Raw genomic sequence first — 13,740 nt, forward strand, 5'->3', positions numbered from 1 at the left:
ATGACCGACCGATGGGGCGTAGTCGCCAAGCGTGCGGAGAACCTGATGCCCGGCGTCCCCTACGTCCGCGGCTGGGCACAGGCTCGACGCAGCGCCAGCGCTGTGGCTGAGCAACTGAGTGCCCTTGGCTTGGAGTCGGACTTCCCCGGCCTCACGGCCGACGTGAACGTCTCGGGCGACGGCTTGGTACGCCTCGGCAGCATCCGCCCCGAGGTGGCGCTGATGCTGGCCGAACTGATCGTGTCGGGCATTGAGGCGGAGGGGGAGACGAGTTCCGTTGTATCGCCCACGGTGACTCGCACGGTCCGTCGGAGTTCGTCAGCGGCGTGATCGTATCTACCAGTGGGGCTCTGGTTGGCCACAGCGCTGGCAGGCTCCTGTGACCGGCCGGGCTGGCCCCGCACATCGCGGTCCCCTCCGGCAGCCGAAGTGAGGGCCTTCCCCTGCTCGCCGGTCCTTCGTCTGCCGCTCGGCCGGGACCGGCGCCCCAGCGCCGCAGCCCGGACGAAGCGGCAGACCAGCACGTGGCAGGGTTCATCCGCTTGCCGTGATGCACGCGGCTCCCGGAGGGCGTGAATGTGTACGGCAGCGCCGCAGGTCAGGCTACGCGGACGACGAGTAAGCATGACCCAGCCCGGGAATAGCCCAAGCCTCCGTATTCTGGGGCGAGGGCTAACCATGTAAGCGATCCTGGAGCAGCGACCGCCTGGAAGATGTGATCTGACTCATGGTGGCGGCATGTTATGTCCGACTCGGCCCCGTGCACCGTCAGCAGCTGTCGGGCACGCGCATAGCCGATCCCGGGGCCGTTCCTCCTGGAAGGGCGCTTGCACTCCTATAACATCGTGCGGTACAAGACTGCCCTGCACCAAGATCGACACAGAGGAGACCTCGTGGAGCTGGCCACGGACCCTGGGAGGCCAGCAGCTCCCGAGGCACTCCAACTCCCTATGGCCCTGGAGGGCCTCTCCGAGTCAACTGACCGGCCTCGGCGGCCGAGCCGTAACGCGGACCTACATAGTCCTCTGCGTTACCCAGGAGGCAAACGTCAACTCGTTCCCTTCTTTGTGGACTTGTTGAAGCTGAACGGACAGTCACCGTTGCCTTTGTTCGTCGAGCCCTTTGCTGGCGGGGCGGCTGTGTCCCTGCACCTCCTCGCGGCGGGGCTAGTTGATGCCGTGGTTCTCGCCGATCTTGATCCGTTGGTCTACGCGTTTTGGCACCAAGCCTGCTTTTATACCGAGCAGCTCGTACAGGACATCGCAGCAGCGGACGTCACGCTGGAAGAATGGCATCGACTTCGGGCAAACCCAGGACGTACACTCCGTGAAAAGGCCTACGCCTGCCTATTCCTGAATCGAACAAGCTACTCAGGAATCCTTCAGGGTAGAGCAGGGCCTATTGGTGGTCAGAAACAGCAGAGTGCCTATAAGATTGACTGCCGATTCTATAAAGACGAGATAATTCACCGCCTGCGGCAAATTGGGAAACTTGCCTCTGATGGACGCGTAGCCGCAGTGCGGCCGACAAGCGTAGATAAGACCGTTGAGTGGGTGGAGACGGAGTTTAAGAGCTCCGAACGACTCTACTACTTCGATCCCCCCTTCTGGGAGAAGGGGGAGCGTCTTTACCGCAAGGCGTTCGGCCGCGCGCAGCATGAGTCCCTCGCCAAGCTGTTGACAGCCATGGATGCCCCGTGGGTGCTCTCCTACGACCATCACGAGGAGATCGTCGAGCTGTATCGGGCATCTGTGCAAGGAGACTCGCTTGCGGCGAGCACCTCTGCCAGCAGTCCTCAGCTACACAAGACAGACCTGCTCTACTGCAACCGGCACAAGGGCCGTGGCGCCACAGAGTTGATCATCACTAACCTCGCGCAGCTTCCTTCGGAGCACGTCAGCACGGCCTAGACCTCTTGGGGCGGCAGTCGCAAAAAGCGAAACGGCTCCTCAACTGTCAGTGGGGTTTGGCAGGATGATGCCTGTACGCGCCAACGTGCGGTGTTGGCCGGGGTGTGTCCTGGAGGGGAACCATGGCAGGGGTCAAGCTCGGAGCTGGAGCTGGAGCACAAGAGTCGGCTCTGGTCGAGCTGTTGACGGAGTCGGTCAGGATCGGGGGGATCTACGACTTCGGTTACCACGAGGCAAGCGTCTTGACGAACGACGCTTGGCTTCATGGTGCTCACGGTGTTCCCCAGCACTGCCTGCTTCTCGCCTATCCCCGCGGCTTGGACGATCCTAAGAAAGCTGCCGAGGTTGCTCCCGAGGACCGCGAGATCGTACTGCTACGCGTCACGCGTGAAACGACACTGCCCAACCAGGCAGACCTGACGCGTCTGCGCGCGGAGGACACGGATCGCACCATCACGAGCCACTACCGCACCGACGGCCGGGAGTCTGCTCCTGCTGACGTGCTCACTCGGAACCTCATGCAGCAAGCGGCTTTCCGGTGTCGCATCCTCGGGACCTTCGTCGAGAACGAGGCAGGGGACCTGGTCTTCGGCAAGGATGTAGATGCGGTCTACGCCGCCGGCGGCTACGTCGTCGCCAAGCCGCACGGGTCCAGCCTTCAAAAGGTCGTCGATCATGTGGAGCTCCCCATGGGGGAACGTGAAGACGAACAGGGTGGGGACGACGCACCGAACGCCGGGTTGCCCAATATGCCGGAGACCATGGTTATTGGCAGCCTGCGCTACGCCTCGGCTCGCAAGCGTGAGTGGGCCGCGCGTGCGGAGAGTAGGTCGACGGAAATTCAGGTTAAGGTGCGACCCAAGGATTTCGTGGCGCACAAGACGGCTGTCTTCGGCATGACCCGGGCTGGTAAGTCCAACACGATGAAGGTTCTAGCGGCAGCTGTGCACCTCTATGCCCATAAAACCGGAGTCAGGGTTGGGCAGCTTATTTTCGACCCGGCTGGTGAGTATGCCTATGCCAACCGCCAGGATGGCACCGCACTCTCCCAGCTCGGTGACAATGTACGTATCTACCGCCTGGGGGCAACGGCGAAGGAGCGGACTCGGAACATCCGACCGTTGTCGTTGAACTTCTTCGACGTTGAGCAAATCGACGGCTGCTGGGGCCTCATCGATGCACTACTGAAGGGCGATGACCGTAAGTACATCCAAAACTTCCTCGCGTGCGACCCAACACGGTCACCCGAGCATGCTAAGGCTGAGAGCCGCATGGGTGATTACAATCGACTGCTGGCCGTGCGTGCGATGTACTACGCCATCTTGCTTTTGGCGGGCTTGCAGCCGCCCAGGGGCTGGACCTGCGATCTGCCTACCAACGAGAAAACTCGGGCTTTGCTTAGCATCACGAGCTCCGGTCCAATCGTTAGAGTCTCGGCGGGGCAGCTTCGTTCGTACGCGCCGATCATCGCCCGGGCGGCTATGGAGGCACACAAGCCGAAGGCCGATGTTGAGGCCGTGAAGATGTGGGTAGCGGATAAATCAATCGGGGGTCACGGTGATTCCGCGATCGATGGAATGGTTGGAATGATCGCGACGTCCGGTCGCGCTAACGGATACAAAGAGTTGCGCGCCCTTCTTCCTTACCACTCGCCTGAGTCCGAAGCTGATTTCGCGCCAGCCATTTACGCCGATCTTGCTCGCGGACGAATGGTAATTGTTGACCTCTCGCGAGGCTCTGAGCAGGTACTACAGACCTGCGCTGAGCGCATCGTTAACGTAGTGGTCGGGAAAGCCTCCGAACGGTTCCGCGACGGTAAGCCTCCCCGGATGATGCAGGTCTTCCTCGAAGAGGCGCACCGTCTCTTGGACCGTGACAAGTTCAATCGAGCGGCCGGTGACAAAGACCCGTACGTTCGTCTAGCGAAGGAAGCCGCTAAGTACAAGATCGGAATGGTCTACGCAACCCAAGAAGTTTCTAGTGTTGACGAAATGATTCTGTCCAATACTGCGAACTGGGTTTGTGCCTACATGAACAACAGTAGTGAAGTAAAAAAGCTTTCGAATTACTATGACTTCGCCGATTATGCTGCTCAAATCTTGACGGCTGATGACCGCGGCTTCGTTCGGCTCCGAACGGACTCGTCCCCCTACACGCTTCCGGTGCAGATCGCTAAGTTCGACCTAGACATGGTGAATTATGTGCGGCGAGAATGCGGGCTCAACGCTACCGTTGCCAGTGATGACTTCGCCCCCGAAGCTGGTGGGGACGCTGACGACTTCTCGGACTGTCCAGACCCGGATGAAGTGTTCTCCAGGGAGAGCGGGGCACGAGCTGGTCACTCTACGGCCGGCCAGGAGGACGCTCTGCTCTTTGATGAATTTGAGGTTAGGTAGCTGATGCCGTACAGCACACGTCTCCCGGGTGGAGCTCTTGCCTTTGAGGCCGCCTCCAGTATGGGTCACCTGCCGACGGTCACCAACGAACATATCCGTGAGCGCTTGGCCCGTTATAACCGGCCTGACGCGAACATGGACTTCAGCAGAATCGAAAAGCTGACCGGCGCCGCGGACGATCTAGATCAGGCCCTTGACCCTCGGATCCGCTACGTTGTGGCAGTTGACGGATCAAACCACGAGTATGAGGAGGCGTTTGACCGCTATCCTTCCACGCGCGTTCTTTACCTTCAGATCGCTGGGGTCTTTATCGATCTAGAGCATATGCAGAAGCAGTCGGGACCTTTTGTTGACCCAAGTCGCATCGCTGAAGCCACCGAGGCTTCAGTTGTCTCGGGTTTCCTTCCCGGCTCTTTCCTGAAGCATGAGGAATACGCGGATCCGGTGGAAGCCTTCCGGGCCGAGCTCTACGATCTCTTCGCCACAACTGAGGTTCAAAGTGGCACTCTACTCAGTCTCATCCGTGAGGTGCAGCGGTACGGCCTTCCTGAGGACGCTGCGGCGGCTGCGAGAGGAGAAGTGGTTCTTCCTAAGTGCCCGAATCTAGCGTGTGACCTGAACGAATCGAAGGTGGCACGAAAAGCAAATCTCACTACGGCGCTCAAAGGTACCGGAACGTGTCCTTCATGCTCATGCCTGCTTTGGGCAACAGACACCTTCCGCGTTTTTGAGGATTTTCGTCCGGATGCTTCCAACGGTGAGGTGCTAGGGAGGGTCCGGGACATCATAGAGCACTTGGTGTTGCTGGGCGTTGCCCTGGATTTGGAACGGCGCTACCCTCGGCTTCTGAATCAGACCGCCTTTCTTTACGATGGTGACTTGGCTGTTTTCGGCAACAGTGCCCGTATGTTTCGCGGCCTCTTGGGATCGTGGCAGGAGGTATGGCGTCGATCTCGCCGACGTGGACAGCAGCCGCCGCTTTTGCTAGGAATCGCCAAAAGCGGTTATCCAGTCGAACATTTCAAGGGTATCCAACGTGCTGCTGAGGTTGCAGAGCCAAAGCGTCCCGTGCCAATTCCGCCCCGCTCCTATATGCGTATTGATGACGCTTATATGAAAGAGGTGCTGCGTGTGCAGAGCCTCAGTGAAACCTATTATGGGCGCAAATTTTTCTATCACGCGGCAGACGGTCAGCATTTGGTGATAACCGTCCCGCCGGCGGAAGGCCTGGCGTACGCAAAACAAGGTGGGGAAGGGACTGACGACCCCGCTCGCTTTCCGACTCTTAGACGCACCTTCGAGGTCCTCGACCGTATGGGGACACACCTATATGACGATGCAGTGATCCCGGTGTCTCTTGCCCACAACTGGGCTGCCTATCCGCTGAGTAACGCCGATAAGGTGCTGAGGGTCCTAACGGAGCAGACCCTTTCTCGAAAGGGATCTTAATCTTGGTCTGCAGATAGAATTTTAAAGCGCCAGCGGTCGACATGTTAAGTGTCACCGTTGACGCTTTCTCCTGCGAGGGAATTGGATTATCGGTTGTCACTTCCTGAAAGTGGCCGAGTACTCTTCTTTCGCCTTCTTGATTTGGTCATCCGTGAGACTGTTGAAGTATCGGATGGCTTCTGGTGACCATTTGACGAGATTCGCATCCTTATCGCGCCAGCAATATTTGGCTTCCTCTCGCATTTCATGCATGTACGTCACAGCCTGCCATTCGTAAGAAGTCGTGGGGCGCTTCAGTTTGGGGAGTAGGTCTTTTTGTCGATAGGGGTGGGATATGTTGGGATCCACCTTACGGGAGACTACAACGGCATCGGCCAGCTCTTCGGCGGTAACTCCAACGACGATATCGGCCTTGTCGATCTTTTTGATGGATTGCAGCGACACATCGAAGACTGTTAGAAGGCGTTCCGTGTCGATACCATCAGACTCAAGTGCGTCGCTTTTTTCCTTCAGGTACGCCAGAAAGTCCTGTACCGCGCGGCTTTTTGGAACTTCCCCCGAACCACTCTTCATGAAACGGATCGGATCTACGGGATTTTCGATGCCCAGCGGCATTATGCGCCATGAGATTTCGTCAGCTAGGTCTTTGCCGAAGACGGCTGTGGCTATGTCTCGGTAGTTCAGTATTGAGGTCTGAGCGAGTGAATAAATCAGAGTCGAGAACGACTTTTCGTTGTAGAAGTGAACCGCATTATCGCGATAGGTAGTCAGTAGATCGACATTTGCTTCCACGGCCTGCATGGGGATGGACTTTGGCCAGAGGGCCGAGTTGGCGGCTCGCCAGAAGGCATCCCTGCAAGTAAGTGTTCGATACGGTTCTCCGCGTTTCTTCGGATAGTAAATTCTGTTGCCTGATTTCGAAGTGATTCCCTTAAATAGCAATTCCCAGGCATTTATTAGCAAAATTACGAAAACTTCGTCACGGTAATCGAAGCGTGGCTTGTTATATACCTCGATCGCGCTGACGATTGCGGACCTACTGTTACCGAAAAGGCGTCGCCATGACCCTTTATAGTTCATGCTTCTCCCCTCAGGTGCATGACTATGCCCCGGATTCCTCGCTGGACGTTCTGGCCTCAAGATTACGCTCGGCGCCGCCGGGAGGTGAGGGGTATACATCACGGCTGTGTCAGGGTTCCCTTGATCCGGAAGGTTGGCGGAACGGCTTTGGGGCGGCGCTGCTTTGGCGCGAGTGATCATGGCCCCGTAAGCTTGCGGCGCGTCGGGCAGTCTGTGGAGCTGCCCGGTAAAGCACGACGTTGGGGCCATGATCTTCGAGGCTCGCGCCAAAGTGGCTCCGTAAAGCCGTGGAGCCGACCGCCCCAGCCACGACGTACCCCTTCTCTAACGTCAGGTGGCTGCGCACGGGGAGCGGAGCGAGCCGTCTTGATTGTGTAGAGAGACTCTGAGCCAAGTCGGATTCGGCTACAGCCTGAACGACAGTTCCAGCTCGTCGCCAGGCAGGTGGAACTCCTCCAGGGCCAAGGGCTTGTCTGCTGCCGCGAGCGTCACGCGTAGGACATGGAGAAGCGGCACCCCGTCCGCCAGTCGGAGGGCCTGGGTCTGGTCTGGCAGAGGCATGCGGGTGCGGACGTACTCCGTGAAGTGGAGCTCGTGGCCCAAGTAAGCGAGGGCGGCGTAGAGCTCCGGCGCTGGCGGTGGGGCCTCCTCCTCGTACTTGGTGTCTACGAGGACCGAGAACGGCACGTACGTCCGGTGGAGTTGGCGGAGGTGGCCGTTGTCTGCCGTCTGCAGGGCGTCGTACGTGAACATCGGCTCGCCCGGTGGGATGCGGAGTAGGTCCGCCAGTGCCAACGGGGCGTCGGTCCGAGTGGCCACTGGGGGCTCGGCGTCGGTCCAGCGGATGCCGTCGGCTTCGATGTAGCGGCCGTCCGAGGCTCGGCGTACGCCCCGTGGGCGGGTGAGGCCGGGGCGGCTGTGGGGGGAGCGGGCGAAGGTGCCGCGGCCCATGATGGCCTCGACGAGACCCGATGCCCTCAGCTCGGCCAGGCCCTGACGGACTGTGGGGCGCGTCACGCCGAACTGTTTCGCCAATGCCTCCTCGGACGGGAGCGGTTGGCCGGCCGGGAAGGTGCCGTCCAGGATGCCATCGCGCAGGTAGTCGGCGATTTGCCGGTACTTCGGCTGCGTGTTCTTCGGCGGCATGTGGGCCCTCCGTGGCGGTGGCTTCTGCGGCTGTCCGTCGCCGTGGACGGCTTGCCCACGATCGTGGGCAGTTTCTCGTATCGCTAGGTCGGTTGACAACCCGTACTACGGGTCGGCAATCTGGTCTGCGTCACCCGTACTACGGGTGGTCTAGCAACCCGCAGGATCGGCCTGCGGGTGCCAGAGATGAGGAGCGACGAACAGTGGCAAGCCTTCCGATCGACACCGCGAAGTTCACGGGGATCATCTGCGCCGTGCCCCCGGCTCCGCGGGTCGCCAACCGAGAGACCGGTCAGTTGCGGGTCGACCGCGAGACCGGCAAGACCATGTACCAGGTCGGCCTGTGCCTGATGGCCGGGGCGTCGGCCGACGTCGTGAACGTGAGCGTGGCCGGTGAGCCGACCGGTGTGCAGCTCGGCATGCCGGTGGCCGTGCGGGATCTGGTCGCCACGCCGTGGGAGAACGAGGGGCGGCACGGGATCGCGTTTCGTGCGGCGGAGATCCGGCCCCTGAGCGCTCCCGCTCCGGCGGGCAAGGGGGCCGGGCAGTGATGAAACTGGCCTCCACCACCACATCGGCCGGTGCGACCGGGCCGAGTTGGGTGCTGTTGGTGGCCGCAGTGCTGGTGTCGGGCCTGCTTCTGGCGGGCCCGGCCCTGCGCCGCCGTCATCCCGTCGCCTGGTGGCTGTTACTCGGCTTTCCGGTCGCCGCCTTCCGGGTCGTGCGGACCTGGCGGCCGCTGATGGCCGGGTGCGGGCTCGCTGTGAGCCGGCGACCGGCGCTTACGGTCGTTTCCGGGCTCGTCGGCAACGGGGCGCCTCCGCCACAGCCGCGTGTGCCGCACCGCGGTCTCATACGGCCGACTGCCGGCGGCTTCGTGTTGCTGGTCCGGCTGTTACCAGGGCAGGTACCCGAGGACTTCGTCAAGGCGGCGCCTGCCATGGCCGAGGACTGGCAGGTTCACGCGGTGCGGGTGACCTCCTGGAAGCCGGGGGTTGTACGGATCGTCGCGTCGGCGTCCGATCCGTTGGCCGCTCCGCGGGTGCCGAAGCAGCGAGGCTCTGGCCATCTGCTCCGGGTGGCCGTGGGCGTGCTGGAGACCGGGGCCTCGTGGGTGGTCGACCTGCGGCGCGTGCCGCACTGGCTGATCGTGGGGGCCACCCGTTCCGGCAAGTCGACACTGATCAACGCGCTCGTGGCGGGTCTCGCCCCGCAGCATGTCGCCTTGGTCGGGATCGACTGCAAGGGCGGCATGGAGCTGTCCCTCTACGAGCCGCGGTTGTCCGCCCTCGCGACCAACCGTGAACAAGCGGTCAGGCTGCTGGCCGCGCTCGTTGATTTGACCCTCGACCGCATGAGCGTGTGCCGGGCGGCACGGGTGCGAAACGTCTGGGGTCTGCCGGACAAGAAACGTCCCGTACCCGTTGTCGTGATCGTTGACGAGATCGCAGAGCTGTTCCTCGTCGCGAGCCGCAGCGAGAAGGACGAAGCGCAGGCGGCCGGTACGGCGCTCATCCGGCTCGCTCAGCTCGGTGCGGCACTGGGGGTGTTCCTCGTCGTCGCCGGCCAACGCGTCGGCTCCGACCTGGGGCCCGGGGTCACCGCCCTGCGAGCGCAGCTCGGCGGCCGGGTCTGTCACCGCGTGGCCGACCCCGGAACAGCCGAAATGGCGCTCGGCGACCTCAACCCCGATGCGCTGAAGGCGGCACAGGCCATCACACCGGAACAGGCCGGTACCGCCGTCCTCGCTTCCGGCGACGGCTGGGAACGCGCCCGCTCGCACCTGATCACCGAGGCGGAGGCGGAAGCCGTTGCCGCCGAGTACGCGCACTTGACTCCCGTCCTGTCCGAGCTGCACGTCGAAGCGCCGTGAAAGGGGCCTGCCGTGCTGGTGTCCATGTCCACCGTTCTCCTGCTGGGCCTGCTGATCTGGTTCCTGCTGCGCATCCGGTACCTGCGGTGGGCCGACGCGCTGCTCTGCGGAGCCTTCGGCTTCCTGCTCTCCAAGACCGTGGCCGCGCCGTTCGCTCAGGCCTTCCTCGACGGCGTGAACGGCTTCCTCGGCCAACTCCGCTTCTGAAAGCACCCGTTGGGAAGAGAAAGGGACTTCCTGTGTCCGAGTACGTCATCCGCTCCGGTGACCGGGCCGCGTTCATCGCTGGCCTTCGGGAGCTGACGGACTTCCTCACCGCCAACCCCGCCGTCCTCGTCCCGCGCAACGCGTCCTTCGGCGTCTTCGTCGACGCGGCCGACACCGCGGCGCGCAGGGAGGGCGCGGAGCATGTTGCCGCGTTCCTCGGCGCGCCCGTCGAGGACATCGGCGAGGGCTACTACGACGCACGCCGTGACTTCGGCCCGATCGCCTACAGCGTCATCGCGATCCCGCCCAAGGAACGGCAGTGATCGCCCGTACGACGGGCTCCCGACGGGGCGCGAAGTCGCCAAACCCGACCCCGTCAGGAACCCACTCCATCCGCCACGTGAGCAGTGAAAGGAGCACTCACACTTTGTCCACTGCGCATCATTCGCGCAAATCTCCGCTGCCCGACTGCGACCTCAAGGGAGACGTTCCCGAGGTCTCGACCTGCGAGGGACCCGAACGTGTCGTCCTCGTCGGGCTCGACGACACCGAGCAGCACCTGTGCCCAGCGCACGCTGCCGCGGTCTGGCTCACGGATCCGACGTTCCGGTTCAGTGCCAAGACTCGGCCGGAGGCAATCTCGGCCGTGATGCGGCACGCCTTCGGTGGGGGCGGTGGTCAACGATGACCACGAACCTCGTACCGGGTGGTGCTGCCGCCCTGGTCGCCAGGGCCTCGGAACCCGAGTTCGCCGCCTGGCGCCGGAACATCGTCCGCCTCGGCGGTTGTACCAACCCGATTCACCTCGTCGGCACGGCGACCGTCTTCGACACTGCCACGGGTGCGGCTCTGCTCTCGTACGGGTCGGACGTCTATGGCGGTCGCCTGCTCACCGCATGCGGCAACCGGCGGGCGACGGTGTGCCCGGCCTGCTCGGCGCTGTACCGGGCGGACACGTACCAACTGGTGCGGGCCGGACTCGTCGGCGGCAAGAGCGTCACGGAGGCGGTGAGCGGGCACCCGTGCGTGTTCGCCACGCTCACCGCTCCCGGCTTTGGGCCGGTCCACACCCGGCGGGAACGCGATGGGCTCGTACGGGCCTGTCGTCCCCGCCGGCTGGGGGAGTGCTGCCGGCACGGGCGGCCGGTCGGATGCCGTACGCGCCACGCGGCCGACGATCCTCGCCTTGGTGAACCGCTCTGCCCGCGCTGCTACGACTACGCGGGTGCCGTTCTCTGGCATGCGTTCGCCGGTCACCTCTGGCACCGGTTCGGGCTGGAGCTGCGGCGGGAGATTGCCCGGCGGGCTGGTCTGTCGCGTACGGAGTTCGGGGAAGTCGCCCGACTCTCGTACGCGAAGGTCGCGGAGTATCAGCGGCGGGGCCTGGTCCACTTCCATGGTGTGATCCGACTCGACGGACCGGACGGGCCCGACTCACCTCCGCCGGGCTGGGCGACTACGGCACTGCTGGCGGAGGCCGTTCCGGTGGTGGCTGGTCGGGTGCGGCTTACGGCCCCGGGTGTGGACGTCGTCGGTCCGCGGGAGCTGCGATTCGGCGGGCAGGTCGACGTACGGCCCGTCACCTCGTACCGACGGGACGCGGGGGAGCGGCCAGCCTCTGCCGGGGCCGTGGCGGGCTACATCGCCAAGTACGCGACGAAGGGGGCGGAAACCGCCGGCGCGGTGGACGGCCGGATCTACGACGCGCGGGACATGGTCATGCTGCCCGTTCGGGCGCACGTGCTGCGCATGATCGGCACGTGTTGGTGGCTGGGCGGCCTGGCGGAGTTCGAGCCGCTCGGGCTTCGTCGCTGGGCCCACATGCTCGGGTACGGCGGCCACTTCTCCAGCAAATCGCGGCGCTACTCGACCACGTTGACCGCTCTTCGGCAGGCCCGTGCCGATCATCGTGCGGAGCAGCAACGGGCGTCGCTGGGCCTGGCTGACGTCCCGACCGTCGTGGTTGGCCAATGGCGTTATGCGGGGCGCGGCTACTCGCCGGCGGGGGAGCTCCTGGCCGCTTCGGTGCGGGAGGGCGGTGGTCGTCATGGCGCGTGACAGCCGTGCGAAGACGGCCGAACTGCTCACCGTTCGGCAGGTGCTCGACGAACTGGGCGGCATCTCCCGACGCACCTTCTACCGCTGGCGGGAACTGCGCATCGCCCCGGCCTGCATCCGGCTGCCGAACGGGGAGCTCCGGGTTCGCCGGGACGTGCTCAACGACTGGTTGGAGGAACGGGCGGAAGGGGCGGCATCGTGAAGTCGTACAAGGTCGTCATCTGGAAGCTCAGCATCAACCGCTCCGCGAAGAAACCGACGTACCTCGTCCGCTGGTCCGTGGACGGCGAGCCGTTCCACGAGTCGCACAAGACCAAGGCGCTCGCCGATCGCTTCCGGGCGAAGCTGCTTCGGGCGGCGGACAAGGGCGAGCCCTTCGACACGGTGACCGGTCTGCCCGACTCCTTGCGCGGGGGTAAGGCTGCTCTGTCCTTGTTGGAGCTGGCGCTGAGGTACCTCGATGCCCGGTGGCCCGAGGCGTCAGCGAAGCAGCGGGACAGCATGACGGATGCCCTGGCAACGGTCATGCCCGCGCTGGTCAAGTCGGTCCGTGGGCGTCCTGCCCCGGCGGATCTGCGGCGGGCACTGCGTTCGTACGTCCTGCCTCCGCCCCGGAGGGAGCGCGAACGGCCCGAGGAGATCGCGGCGGCAGCGAAATGGATCGAGAAGGCGTCGCTCCCGGTGGCCGAGCTTCAGGAGATCACCCGGGTGCACGACCTGATCGACGCGCTCACGCGGAAGCTCGACGGCAAGCCTGCGGCGACGCAGACGTACCGTCGGCGGCGTGCGGTGGTCTTCAACGTTCTCGAATACGGGGTTGAGCTGGAGGCGCTGCCCTCGAACCCGCTGAGCCGAGTGCGGCGTAAGAGGGGGAAGCGAGCGGTGCAGGAGGTTGACCGTCGGGTCGTGGTCAACCCCCGGCAGGCGCGGGAGTTGATGGCGGCGGTCACGTACGTCGGAGGGTATGAGCGGGCGAGCGGCCGGCGGTTACGGGCGTTCTTCGGCTGCCTGTACTACGCGGCCATGCGCCCCGGTGAGGCGCTCGGACTGCGACTCTCGGACTGCACGCTTCCGGAAAGGGGCTGGGGCCGGATTGATCTGGCAGAGACCAGGCCCACCGCCGGTAAGGCGTGGACCGACTCCGGCGAGGCACACGATCGGCGCGGCCTGAAGCAGCGGGCGGACGGCGAGGTACGCATCGTGCCGATACCGCCCCCGCTCGTGCGGATGCTCCAGGACCACATCAAGGAGTTCGGCACGGCCGACGACGGCCGGCTGTTTTCCAGCGAGCGGGGCAACGTGATCGCCGCCTCGTCGTACTCGCGCGCGTGGAAGCAAGCCCGAGCCTTGGCGTTCCCACCCGAACAGGTCGGCTCCGTCCTGGCGGCTCGTCCGTACGACCTACGGCATGCGGGCGTCTCCCAGTGGCTCAACTCGGGGGTTCCGGCTCCGGAGGTGGCGGCTCGCGCCGGGCATTCCGTGGACGTCTTGCTGAAGATCTACGCGAAGTGCATCGACGGGCAGGAAGCGGAGATGAACGACCGGATCCTGAAAGGCCTTGGTGAGGAGGCCGACACCGGCACGGGCACCTACTGATTGAAGGCAACGGAAGCAGCATGAG

The 13,740-nt window shown here is 63.6% G+C and carries 13 protein-coding genes; 11 read left to right on the top strand and 2 right to left on the bottom strand.

Annotated elements, in window-relative coordinates:
• From AB0D85_RS44195 to AB0D85_RS44210, 4 genes are all read left to right on the top strand, one after another.
• Window positions 1-330 carry a hypothetical protein gene (locus tag AB0D85_RS44195; protein ID WP_362334270.1) on the top strand — a complete coding sequence of 110 codons (330 nt, stop codon included), beginning with the start codon at window positions 1-3 and terminating at the stop codon, window positions 328-330.
• A 620-nt stretch (window positions 331-950) separates the two neighbouring features.
• Window positions 951-1,910, top strand: coding sequence for a DNA adenine methylase (locus AB0D85_RS44200; RefSeq protein WP_362334586.1), 960 nt, complete (start codon window positions 951-953; stop codon window positions 1,908-1,910).
• 122 nt (window positions 1,911-2,032) lie between these two features.
• Window positions 2,033-4,306, top strand: a complete 2,274-nt coding sequence (locus AB0D85_RS44205) for a DUF87 domain-containing protein (protein WP_362334273.1) — start codon at window positions 2,033-2,035, stop codon at window positions 4,304-4,306.
• A gap of 3 nt (window positions 4,307-4,309) precedes the next feature.
• A complete protein-coding gene (locus AB0D85_RS44210) occupies window positions 4,310-5,755 on the top strand; it encodes a hypothetical protein (RefSeq protein ID WP_362334277.1) in 1,446 nt (481 codons plus the stop codon).
• A gap of 96 nt (window positions 5,756-5,851) precedes the next feature.
• On the opposite strand, the gene AB0D85_RS44215 is transcribed toward AB0D85_RS44210, so the two are convergent.
• A complete protein-coding gene (locus AB0D85_RS44215) occupies window positions 5,852-7,084 on the bottom strand; it encodes a DUF3644 domain-containing protein (protein WP_362334280.1) in 1,233 nt (410 codons plus the stop codon).
• A 156-nt stretch (window positions 7,085-7,240) separates the two neighbouring features.
• The gene (locus AB0D85_RS44220) at window positions 7,241-7,981 is read right to left on the bottom strand and encodes a GntR family transcriptional regulator (RefSeq protein ID WP_362334283.1); all 741 of its coding nucleotides are present in this window, start codon (window positions 7,979-7,981) and stop codon (window positions 7,241-7,243) included.
• A gap of 203 nt (window positions 7,982-8,184) precedes the next feature.
• Between AB0D85_RS44220 and AB0D85_RS44225 the strand changes: the two genes are divergently transcribed.
• The 7 genes from AB0D85_RS44225 to AB0D85_RS44255 all read left to right on the top strand — a co-directional run bounded on the left by AB0D85_RS44225 (window position 8,185) and on the right by AB0D85_RS44255 (window position 13,715).
• Window positions 8,185-8,532, top strand: coding sequence for a hypothetical protein (locus tag AB0D85_RS44225; protein WP_362334287.1), 348 nt, complete (start codon window positions 8,185-8,187; stop codon window positions 8,530-8,532).
• The gene (locus tag AB0D85_RS44230; protein WP_362334290.1) at window positions 8,532-9,854 is read left to right on the top strand and encodes an FtsK/SpoIIIE domain-containing protein; all 1,323 of its coding nucleotides are present in this window, start codon (window positions 8,532-8,534) and stop codon (window positions 9,852-9,854) included. Before AB0D85_RS44225 ends, AB0D85_RS44230 begins: the two co-directional genes overlap by 1 nt.
• Window positions 9,855-9,866: 12 nt before the next feature.
• Window positions 9,867-10,061: a hypothetical protein gene (locus AB0D85_RS44235; protein ID WP_362334293.1), complete on the top strand. Its 195-nt coding sequence runs from the start codon at window positions 9,867-9,869 to the stop codon at window positions 10,059-10,061.
• Window positions 10,062-10,093: 32 nt separating this feature from the next.
• Window positions 10,094-10,384 (top strand): hypothetical protein, encoded by a 291-nt coding sequence (locus tag AB0D85_RS44240; protein WP_362334296.1) that lies wholly within the window; start codon window positions 10,094-10,096, stop codon window positions 10,382-10,384.
• A gap of 361 nt (window positions 10,385-10,745) precedes the next feature.
• Complete coding sequence (locus AB0D85_RS44245; protein WP_362334299.1) at window positions 10,746-12,119, top strand: replication initiator; 1,374 nt, start codon at window positions 10,746-10,748, stop codon at window positions 12,117-12,119.
• The gene (locus AB0D85_RS44250) at window positions 12,109-12,321 is read left to right on the top strand and encodes a helix-turn-helix domain-containing protein (RefSeq protein ID WP_362334302.1); all 213 of its coding nucleotides are present in this window, start codon (window positions 12,109-12,111) and stop codon (window positions 12,319-12,321) included. Before AB0D85_RS44245 ends, AB0D85_RS44250 begins: the two co-directional genes overlap by 11 nt.
• Window positions 12,318-13,715: a tyrosine-type recombinase/integrase gene (locus AB0D85_RS44255; RefSeq protein ID WP_362334307.1), complete on the top strand. Its 1,398-nt coding sequence runs from the start codon at window positions 12,318-12,320 to the stop codon at window positions 13,713-13,715. Before AB0D85_RS44250 ends, AB0D85_RS44255 begins: the two co-directional genes overlap by 4 nt.
• Window positions 13,716-13,740: the final 25 nt, after the last annotated feature.

The organism is Streptomyces sp. NPDC048277 (genome assembly GCF_040652235.1).
In the GTDB taxonomy this organism is placed as follows: Bacteria; Actinomycetota; Actinomycetes; order Streptomycetales; family Streptomycetaceae; genus Streptomyces.

What these genes read in the sequence shown, in the direction of transcription:
- AB0D85_RS44230 (WP_362334290.1), top strand. Translation starts at nt 8,532, where the DNA reads ATGAAACTGGCCTCCACCACCACATCGGCCGGTGCGACCGGGCCGAGT.
- AB0D85_RS44215 (WP_362334280.1), bottom strand. Translation starts at nt 7,084, where the DNA reads ATGGCCCCAACGTCGTGCTTTACCGGGCAGCTCCACAGACTGCCCGAC.
- AB0D85_RS44200 (WP_362334586.1), top strand. Translation starts at nt 951, where the DNA reads ATGGCCCTGGAGGGCCTCTCCGAGTCAACTGACCGGCCTCGGCGGCCG.
- AB0D85_RS44220 (WP_362334283.1), bottom strand. Translation starts at nt 7,981, where the DNA reads ATGCCGCCGAAGAACACGCAGCCGAAGTACCGGCAAATCGCCGACTAC.
- AB0D85_RS44210 (WP_362334277.1), top strand. Translation starts at nt 4,310, where the DNA reads ATGCCGTACAGCACACGTCTCCCGGGTGGAGCTCTTGCCTTTGAGGCC.
- AB0D85_RS44195 (WP_362334270.1), top strand. Translation starts at nt 1, where the DNA reads ATGACCGACCGATGGGGCGTAGTCGCCAAGCGTGCGGAGAACCTGATG.
- AB0D85_RS44250 (WP_362334302.1), top strand. Translation starts at nt 12,109, where the DNA reads ATGGCGCGTGACAGCCGTGCGAAGACGGCCGAACTGCTCACCGTTCGG.
- AB0D85_RS44245 (WP_362334299.1), top strand. Translation starts at nt 10,746, where the DNA reads ATGACCACGAACCTCGTACCGGGTGGTGCTGCCGCCCTGGTCGCCAGG.
- AB0D85_RS44205 (WP_362334273.1), top strand. Translation starts at nt 2,033, where the DNA reads ATGGCAGGGGTCAAGCTCGGAGCTGGAGCTGGAGCACAAGAGTCGGCT.